At 63.2% G+C, this 15,305-nt stretch carries 14 protein-coding genes; 13 read left to right on the forward strand and 1 reads right to left on the reverse strand.

Annotated features, from left to right (window positions below; genetic code table 11):
- Positions 1-110: 110 nt before the first annotated feature.
- From C8K66_RS12545 to C8K66_RS12555, 3 genes are read left to right on the forward strand one after another with little or no spacing between them, the layout of a single operon-like run.
- Positions 111-1,136 carry an aminoglycoside phosphotransferase family protein gene (locus tag C8K66_RS12545; RefSeq protein ID WP_108524968.1) on the forward strand — a complete coding sequence of 342 codons (1,026 nt, stop codon included), beginning with the start codon at positions 111-113 and terminating at the stop codon, positions 1,134-1,136.
- Entirely contained in the window at positions 1,133-1,807 is a 675-nt protein-coding gene (gene murU / locus C8K66_RS12550) for an N-acetylmuramate alpha-1-phosphate uridylyltransferase MurU (protein ID WP_046381861.1), read from the forward strand. The genes C8K66_RS12545 and murU overlap by 4 nt, the downstream gene beginning before the upstream one ends.
- 1 nt (position 1,808) lies before the next feature.
- Complete coding sequence (locus C8K66_RS12555) at positions 1,809-2,576, forward strand: TerB family tellurite resistance protein (RefSeq protein ID WP_017847804.1); 768 nt, start codon at positions 1,809-1,811, stop codon at positions 2,574-2,576.
- A gap of 23 nt (positions 2,577-2,599) precedes the next feature.
- On the opposite strand, the gene C8K66_RS12560 is transcribed toward C8K66_RS12555, so the two are convergent.
- The gene (locus tag C8K66_RS12560) at positions 2,600-3,574 is read right to left on the reverse strand and encodes an alpha/beta hydrolase family protein (protein ID WP_046381862.1); all 975 of its coding nucleotides are present in this window, start codon (positions 3,572-3,574) and stop codon (positions 2,600-2,602) included.
- A 77-nt stretch (positions 3,575-3,651) separates the two neighbouring features.
- Here C8K66_RS12560 and C8K66_RS12565 point away from each other — a divergent pair, with 77 nt between their 5' ends.
- The 10 genes from C8K66_RS12565 to trpE all read left to right on the forward strand — a co-directional run bounded on the left by C8K66_RS12565 (position 3,652) and on the right by trpE (position 15,286).
- Positions 3,652-5,646: a histidine kinase gene (locus tag C8K66_RS12565; protein ID WP_108524970.1), complete on the forward strand. Its 1,995-nt coding sequence runs from the start codon at positions 3,652-3,654 to the stop codon at positions 5,644-5,646.
- Between the two features lie 18 nt (positions 5,647-5,664).
- On the forward strand, positions 5,665-6,294 hold the full coding sequence (locus C8K66_RS12570) for a response regulator transcription factor (protein WP_017847801.1): 630 nt from the start codon (positions 5,665-5,667) through the stop codon (positions 6,292-6,294).
- Between the two features lie 225 nt (positions 6,295-6,519).
- Entirely contained in the window at positions 6,520-7,632 is a 1,113-nt protein-coding gene (locus C8K66_RS12575; protein WP_046381864.1) for an ABC transporter ATP-binding protein, read from the forward strand.
- A 44-nt stretch (positions 7,633-7,676) separates the two neighbouring features.
- On the forward strand, positions 7,677-8,717 hold the full coding sequence (locus tag C8K66_RS12580) for an ABC transporter substrate-binding protein (RefSeq protein WP_057005388.1): 1,041 nt from the start codon (positions 7,677-7,679) through the stop codon (positions 8,715-8,717).
- An 87-nt stretch (positions 8,718-8,804) separates the two neighbouring features.
- Complete coding sequence (locus C8K66_RS12585; RefSeq protein WP_046381866.1) at positions 8,805-10,052, forward strand: ABC transporter permease; 1,248 nt, start codon at positions 8,805-8,807, stop codon at positions 10,050-10,052.
- Between the two features lie 12 nt (positions 10,053-10,064).
- Positions 10,065-10,889, forward strand: a complete 825-nt coding sequence (locus C8K66_RS12590; RefSeq protein WP_017847797.1) for an ABC transporter permease — start codon at positions 10,065-10,067, stop codon at positions 10,887-10,889.
- 123 nt (positions 10,890-11,012) lie between these two features.
- On the forward strand, positions 11,013-12,161 hold the full coding sequence (locus C8K66_RS12595) for an iron-containing alcohol dehydrogenase (protein WP_104904359.1): 1,149 nt from the start codon (positions 11,013-11,015) through the stop codon (positions 12,159-12,161).
- A gap of 84 nt (positions 12,162-12,245) precedes the next feature.
- Positions 12,246-12,920, forward strand: coding sequence for a ribulose-phosphate 3-epimerase (gene rpe, locus C8K66_RS12600; RefSeq protein ID WP_046381868.1), 675 nt, complete (start codon positions 12,246-12,248; stop codon positions 12,918-12,920).
- Positions 12,917-13,735, forward strand: coding sequence for a phosphoglycolate phosphatase (locus C8K66_RS12605; RefSeq protein WP_046381869.1), 819 nt, complete (start codon positions 12,917-12,919; stop codon positions 13,733-13,735). The genes rpe and C8K66_RS12605 overlap by 4 nt, the downstream gene beginning before the upstream one ends.
- Positions 13,736-13,804: 69 nt before the next feature.
- A complete protein-coding gene (gene trpE / locus C8K66_RS12610) occupies positions 13,805-15,286 on the forward strand; it encodes an anthranilate synthase component I (RefSeq protein ID WP_046381870.1) in 1,482 nt (493 codons plus the stop codon).
- Positions 15,287-15,305: the final 19 nt, after the last annotated feature.

Here is a 15,305-nt window from a genome sequence, read left to right on the forward strand (position 1 = left end):
GCGTGCCATCTGCCCGCGGTGTGGGCCGCACGCCTCTCGATGGTCTGAAAAAGATGCGTGATAATAAAGCATGACCCGCTTGACGGCTAGCGCCGTCGGAGACCCTTGTAATGCCCGAGCAAGATCTACGTTTACAACAGCTGAAAGTCTGGCTGGATGAGCAGTTGCCGATCCTCTTCAACGCTCAGGATTGGGGCGCCGTACCCCCGGCCACATTGACCGCGGCCAGTAGCGACGCGAGTTTCAGGCGCTACTTCCGCTGGGAAGGCGGAGCGCATACTTTCGTGGTGATGGACGCTCCACCCCCCCAGGAAAACTGCAAACCTTTCGTCGATATCGCCGATTTACTGGCGAAATCGGCAATCAATGTGCCAAAAATTTATGCAGAAGATTTGCCGCGCGGCTTTCTTTTGCTCAACGACCTGGGCAGAAAAACCTACCTGGACGTGATTGACGAGCAAAATGCCGATCAATTGTTCGCCGATGCCATCGACGCCTTGCTGGCTTTCCAGCAGTTGCCGATGGACGCGCCGCTGCCCAGCTATGACGTCGCTTTACTGCGCCGCGAGCTGGAGCTCTTCCCTGAATGGTACGTGCGCCGACACCTGGGGATCGAATTCGACGCGCACCAGCAGGCGCTCTGGCAGCGTGTCAGCGAGCGCCTGATCGACAGCGCCCTGGCCCAGCCGAAAGTGCTGGTACACCGCGACTACATGCCGCGCAACCTGATGATCAGCGCACCGAACCCCGGCGTGCTGGATTTCCAGGACGCGGTCTACGGCCCGGTGACCTACGACATCACCTGCCTGTTCAAGGACGCGTTCCTCAGTTGGCCCCAGGCCCGCGTGCGCGAATGGCAGCGTGGTTATTGGCAGCGCGCCGCAGCTCTGGGCATCCCGGTGCAGGCGGATTTCGATGACTTCCTGCGCGCCAGCGACCTGATGGGCGTGCAGCGTCACCTCAAGGTGATCGGTATTTTCGCGCGTATCTGCCACCGCGACGGCAAGCCACGCTACCTGGCCGACGTGCCGCGCTTCTTTGCCTATATAGAAGCGGTACTGGCGGACCGTCCGGAGTTGGGCGAACTGGCTGAGCTGCTGGCCAGCCTGCGCCAACCCGCCGAGGCGAGCGTATGAAGGCGATGATCCTGGCGGCCGGCAAAGGCGAGCGGATGCGCCCGCTCACCTTGCACACGCCCAAGCCGCTGGTGCAGGCGGGCGGCAAGCGCCTGATCGAGTATCACCTGGAGGCGCTGGCCAGGGCCGGGTTCACCGATGTCGTGATCAACCATGCCTGGCTCGGCCAGCAGATTGAAAACTACCTGGGCGACGGTGCGCAGTTTGGCCTGCGCATCCGCTACTCCCCCGAGGGCGAACCGTTGGAAACCGGCGGCGGGATTTTCCAGGCGCTGCCGTTGCTGGGGGATGAACCCTTTCTGGTGGTCAATGGCGATATCTGGACCGATTACGACTTCGCCCAACTCCAGCGCCCGCTTCAGGGCCTGGCCCACTTGGTGATGGTCGATAACCCGGCGCATCACCCCTCGGGCGGGGATTTCCACCTGGATCATGGTGTGCTTCATGATGCGGCGCCCGGTGCCGATAACCTGACCTTCAGTGGCATATCTGTGCTCGACCCCAAGTTGTTTGCGGGTTGCAGCACCGGTGCCTTCAAGCTGGCGCCGCTGTTGCGCGCGGCCATGGCGCAAGGTCAAGTAACGGGAGAACACATGACGGGACGCTGGATCGATGTCGGCACGCTGGAGCGCCTGGCGCAAGTCGAAACCCTGCTGACAGCGGGGCGCTAAGATGTTGTGGCCTGGGACGCTGATCGGCGCCGGGGCTGGCTTTGCCATTGCCAGTATTCCGGGTGCCTTGTTGGGAGCCTTGCTCGGGCAGGCGCTGGATCGCCGCCTGCAACTGCACAGCTGGGCACAGTTGCGTGAGCGCCTGGGCGGACGTCCGGCGTTGCGCAATGACGAACTGTTGTTTGTGCTGCTGGGCCGCCTGGCCAAAAGCAATGGCCGCGTGGCGGACGGGCATATCCAGCAGGCACGCCAGGAAATGCGCGCGCTGGACATGACCGAACCGGCCCAGCGTCGGGCGATTGCGGCGTTCAACCGCGGTAAATCCGGCTCTGACCGGGTGCGCGCCTACCTGCGCGTCCTCAAGTCCCAGCCCCATGCGTCAGAAGGCGTGTTGCGCGCCTGTTGGCGCATGGCCTGGGCGGATGGCCGCGCGGATGATGCCGAGCGTGACCTGATCAACTTGTGGGGCAAGTGGTTGGGCTGGACGCCGCAACAGCTTCAGGCGCTGGCCGCCGATTACGCGCCGGAGCGCAAGCCGGTGGCCAGCCGTGGCGCCGCGTATCAGGAGGCGTTGCGGATTCTGGGGGTGACCAGCACCACCGAGCCCTCGGCGATCAAGCGCGCCTACCGCCGCCTGCTCAGCCGCCACCATCCAGACAAGATCGCCGGTAGCGGCGCCAGCCCCGCGCAAGTGCGTGAGGCCACCGAGCGAACCCGCGAACTGCATAACGCCTATACGTTGATTCGCGAGCGGCGGGATTTCCGCTAGTCATCCCATTTGGGTGCTGGCGGTCAGCTGTCTTTTGGCTCTGGGCTCAACCACCCGCGCACCCGCCGATACAACTGCTCCTGCTCGGCCGAACTGTTGCCGGGCAAGGTTTTGAGCGACACTTGCTTGTAGCCGCCATTCTTCAAGCGTTTGGCGGCTTGGGCGCGCTCCCGTGCGGTGTTCCGGTCCTGGGCGAGGTCCTGGTAGAAGACATCCGCCGTGGGGACTTTCAAGCCCGGGGCGAGTTGTTGCAGGTCCGGTTGGCGACCCACGGGGGCCTTGCCCGCCACCATCACCAGCTTCTGCACCTGGCTCGGTTGTTTCTCGCTCAAGTACCGCGCGGCCCACCAGGCGCCGCTGCCATGGCCAAGCAGCACCACGCTGCGGGCGCCTTGGGTCTGGGCGAAAGCGACGGCGGCATCGATGCGCTCGAAGATGCGCTTGGCATCGGTCTTGTCCTGTTCGTCCGCGCCCGGCACCACGGCCGGGTCGGTGCCTTCGGCTTCCGCGCTGGCGGCTTGCTCGATCGGTTTGGCGGCGGTGCTGCCGTCTTTGCTGCTGGTGTCGACGGCCGCGTTGGGCGCTTCGATCACCCGTGGTGGCAAGGTGTCCAGGTTCACGTCCGGCAGTGACAGACTGAGGGTGCCCCAGCCGGCATCCGGCAATTTACGCCGCAATGGTGCAATTGCTTGCGGCCAGTCAGCATTTTCACCCGCGCCAGGTACGATAATCACCACGCCTTCGGCTTCGGCGCTGTTGGCCGGTTTCCACAAGGCCAGGAATGAATCGCTGCCGGCCTGCAGCTGTTGCTGTTCTTCGCGTGGGATCTGGCGTTCGAGGGCGCTGGCTTCTTCCCGGCTCCGCTCCGGCAGGGGCTGGCGTTCGAGCGGTTTTTCCGCAACCGGCGCAGGCGCGTCGGCGGCCTGGGCAGAAAAGACGGCGGTAAAGAGGAGTGACAGGCACAATGCTGGCAGTGCCGAACGGTTTCGATAGGGCATCGTTAATTCCCGGCCAGAAGTGATTCCAGCAGCCTAATGGGTTGGTCAGTATTTGTCAGTGATGTGAGACGTGGATCATGGGTTTTCGCTGTCTGCTGGTTATCGGCTGTATGTGCTTTGCCTTGATGGCGGGGGCTGCGCCCGTGCCTGTCGCTGCACAAGCGCAGCTCTCTGTGCCGCAACGCGAATGGCTGGCGCAGCACCCGGAGTTGCGGGTGGGACTGGTCTTGCAGGCGCCGTATGCGCAATACGACCGGCGCCTGCAGCGTTTGTCGGGGGCCAATGTCGAGTTGATGCAATGGCTGGCCAAGGCCCTGAACATCGAGCTGACGTGGCGCAATTTCCCCACTCAGGAGCAACTGGAAGCCGCCCTGCGCGACGGCGAGGTGGACATCGCCCCCGGCCTGCAGCAAACCCCGGCCGGTTTGCGCCTGTGGTTGTTCACCGACCCGTACATGCGCGTGCCCCAGCGTATCGTCGGTGTGCGTGAGGGCGGCGGTGCGGTGGAATTGGAAAAACTCGACGAACATTCCCGCGTCGCCGTGCGTATGCCCAGCGCCGTGGCCGATTACCTGCGCAGCACCTATCCCGGTCTCAACCTGCAAGGCGTGCCCATGGAGCGCCAGGCCTTGCAGTTGCTGGTCAGTCAGCAGGCGCGTTACGCCGTGGTGGATGAGGCGCAACTGAGCCGCTTGTCGGGCGAGCCTGAGTTCTCCGGGCTGGCGGTGGTCGGCGATATCGGCCTGCCGCAATTGCTGCGGGTGGCGACCCGCCGCGACTGGCCGGAACTGTCCGGCATCATGGAAAGCGCGTTGCGCGCCATCCCCGCCCGCGATCTGGACCAGTTGCACAACCGCTGGCTGCAACCCAAATACCCGCGTCTGTCCGAGTCTCCCGGCCTGTGGCAAAACCTCAGCCTGCTGCTGGGGTTGCTGCTGCTCGCCAGCCTGGCGGTGGTGTTCTGGCAGCGTCGCCAGCAACGAGTGCTGGAACACAACCTGCTCGCCGCTCGCGAAGAAAGCGCCGCGCGCGCCGCCGGTGCCGAAGCGCTGCGCCTGACGCAGTTTTCCATCGATCAAAGTACCGTCGGCATCCTCTGGGTCAATTGGGACAGCCATGTGCGCTACGCCAACCTGGCGGCGGAAACCATGCTCGGTTATGGCCCCGGCGCGCTGATCGAGCGTCCGCTGGCCGATTTCGACCCGAGCCTGAGCATGGACCGTTGGCTGAACCTGTGGAAACGCGCGCGTGCCAGCGACGAGGGTCCGCAGCATTTCGCCGCCGACTGCCTGCGCGCAGACGGCAGCATCCTGCCGGCCGAAGTGTCGTTGAGCTTTTTGCGGTTTGCCGACGGCGAATACCTGGTGGTCTACCTCAATGACGTCACCGAGCGTCGCCGTTATGTGGCTGCGTTGCTGCAAAGCGAAGCGCAGTTGCGCGAACTGTCGGCGCACCTGGAAACCGTGCGTGAAGAAGAAAAGGCGCGCATCGCCCGCGAAGTACACGACGAACTCGGGCAAATGCTCACCGTACTCAAGCTGGAAACCTCCATGTGCGAGCTGGCCTATGCGCAACTGGACCCTGGCCTGAACGAGCGCTTGAACAGCATGAAACGCCTGATCGCCCAACTGTTTCAATTGGTGCGCGATGTGGCTACGGCGTTGCGCCCGCCAATTCTCGACGCCGGGATCGCCTCGGCCATCGAGTGGCAGGCGCGGCGCTTCGAAGCGCGCACGCAGATTCCCTGCCTGGTGCAAGTCCCGGATAACCTGCCGGCCTTGAGCGATGCCAAGGCCATCGGCCTGTTCCGTATCCTGCAGGAGGCGCTGACCAATGTGATGCGCCATGCCCAGGCGCATACTGTCGAGCTGACCCTGGCGGTGGAGGGCAAGCAACTGCGGCTGACCATCAGCGACGACGGCGTCGGTTTCATCGAGGCCAAGGGGCGCCCGGTGTCGTTCGGCCTGGTCGGCATGCGTGAGCGCGTGCTGATCATGGGCGGGCAGTTGAACCTGGACAGCCAGCCGGGGGAGGGCACCACCCTGAGTGTGACGGTGCCATTGGATGCATAACAATAAGAGGAAACCCCTGTGATCCGTGTACTGGTAGCCGAAGACCACACCATCGTGCGTGAAGGCATCAAGCAATTGATCGGCCTGGCCAAAGACTTGCTGGTGGTGGGCGAGGCGGGCAATGGCGAGCAGTTGCTGGAGACCTTGCGCCATGTGCCTTGCGAGGTGGTGTTGCTGGATATCTCGATGCCTGGCGTCAACGGCCTGGAAGCCATCGCGCGGATTCGTGCGCTGAGCAATCCGCCGGCGATCCTGGTGCTGTCGATGCACGATGAAGCGCAGATGGCCGCGCGGGCCTTGAAGGTAGGCGCGGCCGGTTATGCCACCAAGGACAGCGACCCGGCCCTGCTCTTGATGGCGATTCGCAAGGTCGCGGCTGGCGGGCGCTATATCGACCCGGACCTGGCCGATCGCATGGTCTTCGAGGTCGGCCTGACCGATTCGCGACCTTTGCATTCGCTGCTGTCGGAGCGCGAGTTCTCGGTGTTCGAACGCCTGGCCCAGGGCGCCAACGTCAACGACATCGCCCAGCAACTGGCGTTGAGCAGCAAGACCATCAGCACCCATAAGGCACGCCTGATGCAAAAGCTCAATATCACCTCCCTGGCCGAACTGGTGAAGTACGCCATGGAGCACAAGCTGCTCTGACGACATGCCTGTTTGCGACCTCCTTCAGAGCGCCATTTGCCCGTTCTCGGCGCTTGCAGGCTGGCGCTCATAGCGGCGCTGTTCTATCCCCGCCATCGCTGTAGGGCGTTCCCTACCCCCAACCTTCCATCCGGCTGATGTGATTCTCTCCTGGCCCCCGATTTCCGGGGCCCCGCCCCTGGACTACGCTTGTGCCACAGCAGTCCAAAATACAAAGGTGCGGGTATGAGCGAGGCGGATTCAAATGATGTGCTGGTCAGCTTTCGTGGCGTGCAGAAGAGCTACGACGGCGAGAACCTGATCGTCAAAGACCTCAACCTGGAGATTCGCAAGGGCGAGTTCCTCACCCTGCTAGGGCCGTCGGGTTCGGGTAAGACCACCAGCCTGATGATGCTGGCCGGCTTCGAAACGCCGACTGCCGGCGAAATCCAGCTGGCCGGGCGTGCCATCAACCACGTGCCGCCGCACAAGCGCGATATCGGCATGGTGTTCCAGAACTACGCGTTGTTCCCGCACATGACCGTGGCCGAGAACCTGGCGTTTCCCCTGTCGGTGCGAGGGTTGAGCAAGACCGATATCAGCGAGCGGGTCAAGCGCGTGCTGAGTATGGTCCAGCTCGACGCCTTCGCCCAACGCTACCCGGCGCAACTCTCCGGCGGCCAGCAACAGCGTGTGGCGTTGGCCCGGGCGCTGGTGTTCGAACCGCAGCTGGTGCTGATGGACGAACCCCTCGGCGCCCTCGACAAGCAATTGCGCGAACACATGCAGATGGAGATCAAGCACCTGCACCAACGCCTCGGCGTGACCGTGGTGTATGTGACCCACGACCAGGGCGAAGCCTTGACCATGTCCGACCGGGTGGCCGTGTTCCATCAGGGCGAGATCCAGCAGATCGCGGCGCCGCGTACCCTGTACGAAGAGCCGAAAAATACCTTCGTCGCCAACTTCATCGGCGAAAACAACCGCCTCAACGGTCGCCTGCACAGCCACACCGGCGACCGCTGCGTGGTGGAACTGGCGCGCGGCGAGAAAGTCGAGGCGCTGGCGGTGAACGTCGGCCAGGTTGGCGGCCCGGTGACCTTGTCGGTGCGGCCTGAGCGCGTCAGCCTCAATGGCTCCAGCGAACGTTGCGTGAACCGCTTCTCTGGGCGAGTAGCGGAATTTGTCTACCTGGGCGACCACGTGCGCGTGCGCCTGGAAGTCTGCGGCATGACTGATTTTTTTGTGAAACAACCGATCGCCGAGCTGGACCCGGCACTGGCGGTCGGCGACGTGGTACCGATTGGCTGGCAAGTCGAGCACGTTCGCGCACTCGACCCACTTCTAGAGGCGAAATAATCGCCCCCATGGCTTCACCAACCCTGCACGTGGAGAGAACAACAATGTTGAGATCCCTTAAGTATTCCGCACTGGCGATCGGCTTGATCGGCGCGACCCAGGCCATGGCCGGCCCGGATCTGACGGTCGTGTCCTTTGGTGGCGCGAACAAGGCCGCACAGGTCAAGGCTTTCTATGCACCGTGGGAAAGTGCAGGCAACGGCAAAATCGTCGCCGGCGAGTACAACGGTGAGATGGCCAAGATCAAAGCCATGGTCGACACCAAGAGCGTGTCCTGGGACCTGGTGGAAGTGGAGTCGCCGGAACTGTCCCGTGGTTGCGACGAAGACATGTTCGAGCCGCTGGACCCGAAACTGTTCGGCAACAGCGCTGACTACGTCAAAGGCGCGATCCAGCCATGCGGCGTGGGCTTCTTCGTGTGGTCGACCGTACTCGCCTACAACGCTGACAAGCTGAGCAGCGCGCCGACCAGTTGGGCGGACTTCTGGGACACCAAGAAATTCCCTGGCAAGCGCGGCCTGCGCAAGGGTGCCAAATACACCCTCGAATTCGCATTGATGGCTGACGGCGTGGCGCCGAAGGATGTGTACAAAGTGCTGGCCGGCAAAGACGGCCAGGACCGTGCGTTCAAAAAGCTCGACGAACTCAAGCCGTCGATCCAGTGGTGGGAAGCCGGCGCGCAACCGCCGCAGTACCTCGCCTCGGGTGACGTAGTGATGAGCTCGGCCTACAACGGTCGCATCGCTGCCGTACAGAAAGAGAGCAACCTGAAAGTGGTCTGGAACGGTGGCATCTACGACTTCGACGCGTGGGCTATTCCAAAAGGCTTGGCCAAGGATCGCGCAGAAGCGGCGAAGAAGTTCATCGCCTTCTCGGTGCAGCCGCAGCAGCAGAAGATCTACTCGGAAAACATCGCTTACGGCCCGGCCAACACCCAAGCCGTACCGTTGCTGGCCAAGGACGTGCTCAAAGACATGCCGACCACGCCTGAGAACATCGCCAACCAGGTGCAGATCGATGTGAGCTTCTGGGCGGATAACGGCGAGCAACTTGAGCAGCGCTTCAATTCCTGGGCTGCCAAGTAACTCCATGTGGGAGGGGGCTTGCCCCCTCTCACAGGGGATCTGCTGCGTTTGGCAGAGTGCATTCATTTTCAAGTTTCGGAGTTAGCCATGGCCATCGCCGTTCCCTCGACCGAGGTCAACAGCCCCACCCTCAAGCAGCGCCTGGCGCGTGCCGAGCGGCTTAATCGCTGGAAGGCGCAGGCCTTGATTGCGCCGCTGGTGCTGTTTTTGCTGCTGGTGTTCCTGGTGCCGATCGTTGCGCTGTTGTACAAAAGTGTCGGCAACCCGGAAGTCGTGGGCGGCCTGCCGCGCACGGTGGTGGCGGTGAAGACCTGGGACGGTCGCGGCTTGCCTGGCGAGCCGGTGTACCAGGCGCTCAGCGAAGACCTTGGCGAAGCGCGCAAGAACCAGACCCTCGGCGATCTGTCGAAACGCTTGAACATGGAACTGGCCGGCTATCGCAGCCTGCTGACCAAAACCGCGCGGGCGCTGCCGTTTACCGAAGCGCCGGCCTCTTATAAAGAAGCGCTGGAAACCCTCGACGAACGCTGGGGCGACCCGGCGTACTGGCAGGCGATCCGGCGCAATACCAGCAGCCTGACGCCGTACTACCTGCTGGCGGCCGTCGATCACCGCATCGACGACCTCGGCGAAGTGGCCCCGGCCACGCCGGACCAGGCGATCTACCTGGACATCTTCGCCCGTACCTTCTGGATGGGCCTGGTGATCACTTTTGTCTGCCTGCTGTTGGCCTATCCGCTGGCCTACCTGCTGGCGAACCTGCCGGCACGGCAAAGCAACCTGCTGATGATTCTGGTGCTGCTGCCGTTCTGGACCTCGATCCTGGTGCGCGTGGCGGCGTGGATCGTGCTGCTGCAGTCCGGTGGCCTGATCAACAGCGCGCTGATGGGCATGGGCCTGATCGATAAGCCGCTGGAGCTGGTGTTCAACCGCACCGGGGTCTACATCTCCATGGTGCATATCCTGCTGCCGTTCATGATTCTGCCGATCTACAGCGTGATGAAAGGCATCTCGCCGACCTACATGCGCGCCGCGATTTCCCTGGGCTGTCACCCATTCGCCAGCTTCTGGCGCGTGTACTTCCCGCAAACCTACGCCGGTGTGGGCGCAGGCTGCCTGCTGGTGTTCATCCTGGCGATTGGTTACTACATCACCCCAGCCTTGCTGGGCAGCCCGAACGACCAGATGGTCAGCTACTTCGTGGCCTTCTACACCAACACCAGCATCAACTGGGGCATGGCGACCGCGTTGGGCGGCTTGCTGCTGCTGGCCACCGTGCTGCTGTACCTGATCTACAACCGGCTGGTGGGCGCCAGCCGCCTGCGCCTGAGCTAAGGAGACCTTGCGATGCTGAGCCCTTATATGTCGCCCGTGGAGCGGGTGTGGTTCTACAGCTTGCGGATCCTCTGCGGCTTGATCCTGCTGTTCCTGATTCTGCCTGTGCTGGTGATCATCCCGCTGTCGTTCAACAGCGGCAGCTTCCTGGTGTACCCGCTGCAAGGCTTCTCGCTGCACTGGTACCAGGACTTTTTCGCCTCGGCCGAATGGATGCGGGCGCTGAAGAACAGCGTCATCGTCGCCCCGGCGGCCACCGTGCTGGCCATGGTGTTCGGCACGTTGGCGGCGATCGGCCTGACCCGTGGGCATTTCCCCGGCAAGGCGCTGGTGATGGCCCTGGTGATTTCGCCGATGGTGGTGCCGGTGGTGATCATCGGCGTGGCCAGTTACCTGTTCTTCGCGCCGCTGGGGCTGGGTAACAGTTTCTTTTCGCTGATTGTGGTCCACGCCGTATTGGGCGTGCCGTTTGTGATCATCACGGTGTCCGCGACCTTGCAGGGTTTCAACCATAACCTGGTGCGGGCAGCGGCCAGCCTGGGGGCATCGCCGTTGACCGCGTTTCGCCGGGTGACCTTGCCGCTGATCGCGCCGGGGGTGATTTCCGGGGCGCTGTTCGCGTTTGCCACCTCGTTCGACGAAGTGGTGGTGACGCTGTTCCTCGCCGGCCCCGAGCAAGCGACCCTGCCGCGCCAGATGTTCAGCGGTATCCGCGAAAACCTCAGCCCGACGATTGCCGCCGCGGCGACCTTGCTGATTGCTTTCTCGGTGTTGCTGCTGCTGACCCTGGAATGGCTGCGCGGCCGTAGCGAGAAGTTGCGCACCGCCCAGGTCTAAATGTGGGAGGGGGCAAGCCCCCTCCCACAATCGGTTCTGTGACCATTCAGCTGTTGAATGGAAGACAACCGATCTCCGTCAGCTACTCTTGTGCCAGCCCACAATCGACAAGAGGCCGCGCACATGAGTACTTCCTCATTCAAGATCGCCCACAAACTGTTGACTGGCGCCGGCGCCATCGAGCAATTGGCCGCAGAGTTGACGCGGCTGGATGTCGACAACCCGCTGATCGTCACCGATGCCGCGCTGGTCAGGTCCGGCACCGTGGCGCTGGCGCTGGCGCATTTGGGCGAGCGCTCCTACGAGATCTTCGACCGGGTGCTGCCCGACCCGGAAATCGCCATTGTCGAAGATTGCATGCGCGCCTACCGCGAAGGCGGGCATGACGGCCTGATCGGCCTGGGCGGCGGCAGTGCGATCGATATCGCCAAGAGCGTGGCGGCCTATGCCGGATACCACGGCGCGCTGGCGGACCTGTTCGGTGTCGATCAGGTGCCGCGCAAGGGCCCGCCGCTGATCGCCATTCCCACGACGGCCGGCACCGGCTCGGAAGTGACCAACGTCGCGATCCTCTCCGACAAGGCCGCGCAACTGAAAAAGGGCATCGTCAGTGACTTCCTGCTGCCGGACGTCGCACTCATCAGCCCGCAGATGACCCTGACCTGCCCGCGCAGCGTCACCGCCGCCAGTGGCGTGGATGCGCTGGTGCATGCCATTGAGTCCTACCTGTCGCTGAACGCCTCGCCGATTACCGATGCCTTGGCCATCGGCGCGATCAAGCTGATTGCCAAGGCGTTGCCCAAGGCTTACGCCAACCCGGCCAACCTGCAGGCCCGCGACGACATGGCCACCGCCAGCCTGATGGCCGGGATGGCGTTCGGTAACGCCGGGGTCGGCGCGGTGCATGCGTTGGCGTATCCGCTGGGCGGGCGCTTCAATATCGCCCATGGCGTGAGCAATGCGCTGTTGCTGCCGTATGTCATGCACTGGAACAAGCTGGCGTGTGTCGAACGCATGCAGGACATTGCCCAGGCCATGGGCGTGAATGTCACCGGCCTGAGCGTCAATGAAGCCGCCGACCAGGCGGTCGAGGCGATGACGCGACTGTGCGCCGCGGTGGAGATCCCATCGGGCCTGCGCAGCTTCGGTATCCCCGAAGACGCCCTCGCGGCCATGGCCGTGGAAGCGGCGGGCATCGAGCGCCTGATGTGCAACAATCCGCGCCAACTCAGCGCTGCCGATATCGAGAAAATCTATCGGGCGGCGTACTAGCCGTTGAGTTAGGTCACGGTGCGCTGGGCAAAGCATGAGGTATACAATGCGCGCCATTGTGATTTAGCTCAAAAAAGGTGCGTCATGCAGCCCTTCGTTATCGCTCCATCGATTCTCTCCGCCGACTTCGCCCGTCTGGGTGAGGAAGTGGACAACGTGTTGGCCGCCGGTGCCGACTTCGTCCACTTCGATGTCATGGACAACCACTACGTCCCCAACCTGACCATCGGCCCGATGGTTTGCGCGGCGTTGCGCAAGTACGGTGTCACCGCGCCGATCGACGCGCACCTGATGGTCAGCCCGGTAGACCGCATCGTCGGGGACTTCATTGAAGCGGGCGCGACTTACATCACCTTCCACCCGGAAGCCTCGCTGCACGTCGACCGCACCCTGCAACTGATCCGCGAAGGCGGCTGCAAGGCGGGCCTGGTGTTCAACCCGGCCACCCCGCTAGACGTGCTCAAGTACGTGATGGACAAAGTCGACATGGTGCTGCTGATGAGCGTCAACCCAGGTTTCGGCGGGCAGAAGTTCATCCCCGGCACCCTCGACAAGCTGCGCGAAGCCCGTGCGCTGATCGATGCCTCGGGGCGTGAGATCCGCCTGGAAATCGACGGCGGGGTCAACGTCAACAATATCCGCGAAATCGCTGCCGCCGGCGCCGACACCTTTGTCGCCGGCTCGGCGATCTTCAATGCGCCGAACTACCAGGACGTCATCGCCAAGATGCGTGCGGAACTGGCGCTGGCGCGTCCATGAGCGGCTTCGAGCGGCTGTTCCCCGGCAAACTGCCACGGCTGGTGATGTTCGATCTGGACGGTACGTTGATCGACTCGGTGCCGGACCTGGCGGCGGCGGTGGACGAGATGCTGCTCAAGCTGGGGCGCAAGCCGGTCGGCATCGAGTCGGTGCGCAAATGGGTCGGCAACGGCGCACAAGTACTGGTACGCCGGGCGCTGGCCAACCACATCGAGGCCGAGGGGGTCGATGATGTCGAGGCCGAACATGCCCTGGAATTGTTCAACCTCGCCTATGAAGACCACCACGAACTGACCGTGGTGTACCCCGGCGTGCGCGACACCCTCAAATGGCTGAGCAAGCAGGGCGTGGAAATGGCCCTGATCACCAACAAGCCGGAGCGCTTCGTCGCGCCGTTGCTGGACCAGATGAAAATCGGCCGTTATTTCCGCTGGATCATCGGTGGCGATACCTTGCCGCAGAAGAAACCCGACCCGGCGGCGCTGTTTTTCGTGATGAAAATGGCCAATATCCCGGCGTCCCAGTCGTTGTTTGTCGGCGATTCGCGCAGCGATGTGCTGGCGGCCAAGGCGGCGGGCGTGCAGTGCGTGGCCTTGAGTTACGGCTATAACCACGGTCGGCCGATCGCCGAAGAGTCGCCCGCGCTGGTAATTGATGACCTGCGCCGACTAATCCCCGGTTGCTTGGGAGCGGGCGCTGAGATAACGTTGGCCGACACCGATCCATCCCCTTCTGGAAATACCATCGTGGTAGTCACTCGCAAACTCTGGATGAAAGTTATCAAGGCCCTGGCCCGCTGGCGTTGGCGCGCCTGACTGAATCCTGGCCGCGCTGCGGCACGTTTGCACACCTGACCGTTAGACCCTCATGCCACGAGGCACCTCATGATCCGCGAAGAATTCCTGCGCTTGGCCGCTGCCGGCTACAACCGTATCCCCCTGGCCTGCGAAACCCTGGCCGACTTCGACACGCCGCTGTCGATCTACCTGAAGCTGGCCGACGCGCCCAACTCTTACCTGCTCGAATCGGTACAGGGCGGCGAGAAGTGGGGCCGTTACTCGATCATCGGCCTGCCGTGCCGCACCGTCATGCGCGTGTACGACCATCACGTCAGCATCACCCATGACGGCGTCGAGATCGAAAGCCATGACGTCGAAGACCCACTGGCCTTCGTCGAAACCTTCAAGGCGCGCTACAACGTGCCGACCATCCCTGGGCTGCCGCGTTTCAACGGCGGCCTGGTCGGGTATTTCGGCTACGACTGCGTGCGTTATGTGGAAAAACGCCTGGGTAAATGCCCGAACCCCGATCCATTGGGCGTTCCGGACATTCTGCTGATGGTCTCCGACGCCGTGGTGGTGTTCGACAACCTCGCCGGCAAGATGCATGCAATCGTGCTGGCCGACCCCGCCCAGAGCGATGCGTTCGAGCAAGGCCTGGCCAGCCTCGAAGCCCTGCTGGAAAAACTGCGCCAGCCGATCACCCCGCGTCGCGGCCTGGACCTGCGCCGTCCGCCGGCGGCCGACCCGGTGTTCCGCTCCAGCTTTACCCAGGATGACTACGAGCGGGCGGTCGATACCATCAAGGAATACATCCTCGCCGGCGACTGCATGCAGGTGGTGCCGTCGCAACGCATGTCCATCGACTTCAAGGCCGCGCCGATCGACCTGTACCGCGCGCTGCGTTGCTTCAACCCGACGCCGTACATGTACTTCTTCAACTTCGGCGACTTCCACGTCGTCGGCAGTTCGCCGGAAGTGCTGGTGCGCGTCGAAGACAACCTGATCACCGTGCGCCCGATCGCCGGTACCCGCCCGCGTGGCGCGACCGAGGAAGCGGACCTGGCGCTCGAAGAAGAGCTGCTCAGCGACGACAAGGAAATCGCCGAGCACCTCATGCTGATCGACCTGGGCCGCAATGACACCGGGCGCGTCTCGGAAATCGGTTCGGTGAAGTTGACGGAGAAGATGGTCATCGAGCGCTACTCCAACGTGATGCACATCGTCTCCAACGTCACTGGCGAATTGAAGGCCGGCCTGACCGCGATGGACGCGCTGCGGGCGATTCTGCCGGCGGGCACCTTGTCGGGCGCGCCGAAGATTCGCGCGATGGAGATCATCGACGAGCTCGAGCCGGTCAAGCGCGGTGTCTACGGCGGCGCCGTGGGCTATTTCGCCTGGAACGGCAACATGGACACCGCCATTGCGATTCGCACGGCAGTGATCAAGGACGGGGAACTGCATGTGCAGGCCGGTGGCGGGATCGTCGCCGACTCGGTGCCGGCCCTCGAATGGGAAGAAACCCTGAACAAGCGCCGCGCCATGTTCCGTGCAGTGGCGTTGGCTGAACAGACCCCCCAGGGCTAAGAATTCTTGAGGTTTCCCC

The sequence above is a fragment of the Pseudomonas sp. GV105 genome (assembly GCF_003058185.1).
Taxonomy (GTDB): domain Bacteria; phylum Pseudomonadota; class Gammaproteobacteria; order Pseudomonadales; family Pseudomonadaceae; genus Aquipseudomonas; species Aquipseudomonas veronii.

Bases quoted from the DNA above. Each gene is read 5' to 3' on its own strand.
- rpe (WP_046381868.1), top strand. From the start codon at position 12,246: ATGCAGCCCTTCGTTATCGCTCCATCGATTCTCTCCGCCGACTTCGCC.
- C8K66_RS12555 (WP_017847804.1), top strand. From the start codon at position 1,809: ATGTTGTGGCCTGGGACGCTGATCGGCGCCGGGGCTGGCTTTGCCATT.
- C8K66_RS12605 (WP_046381869.1), top strand. From the start codon at position 12,917: ATGAGCGGCTTCGAGCGGCTGTTCCCCGGCAAACTGCCACGGCTGGTG.
- C8K66_RS12590 (WP_017847797.1), top strand. From the start codon at position 10,065: ATGCTGAGCCCTTATATGTCGCCCGTGGAGCGGGTGTGGTTCTACAGC.
- C8K66_RS12595 (WP_104904359.1), top strand. From the start codon at position 11,013: ATGAGTACTTCCTCATTCAAGATCGCCCACAAACTGTTGACTGGCGCC.
- C8K66_RS12580 (WP_057005388.1), top strand. From the start codon at position 7,677: ATGTTGAGATCCCTTAAGTATTCCGCACTGGCGATCGGCTTGATCGGC.
- C8K66_RS12585 (WP_046381866.1), top strand. From the start codon at position 8,805: ATGGCCATCGCCGTTCCCTCGACCGAGGTCAACAGCCCCACCCTCAAG.
- murU (WP_046381861.1), top strand. From the start codon at position 1,133: ATGAAGGCGATGATCCTGGCGGCCGGCAAAGGCGAGCGGATGCGCCCG.
- C8K66_RS12545 (WP_108524968.1), top strand. From the start codon at position 111: ATGCCCGAGCAAGATCTACGTTTACAACAGCTGAAAGTCTGGCTGGAT.
- C8K66_RS12565 (WP_108524970.1), top strand. From the start codon at position 3,652: ATGGGTTTTCGCTGTCTGCTGGTTATCGGCTGTATGTGCTTTGCCTTG.
- C8K66_RS12575 (WP_046381864.1), top strand. From the start codon at position 6,520: ATGAGCGAGGCGGATTCAAATGATGTGCTGGTCAGCTTTCGTGGCGTG.
- C8K66_RS12560 (WP_046381862.1), bottom strand. From the start codon at position 3,574: ATGCCCTATCGAAACCGTTCGGCACTGCCAGCATTGTGCCTGTCACTC.
- trpE (WP_046381870.1), top strand. From the start codon at position 13,805: ATGATCCGCGAAGAATTCCTGCGCTTGGCCGCTGCCGGCTACAACCGT.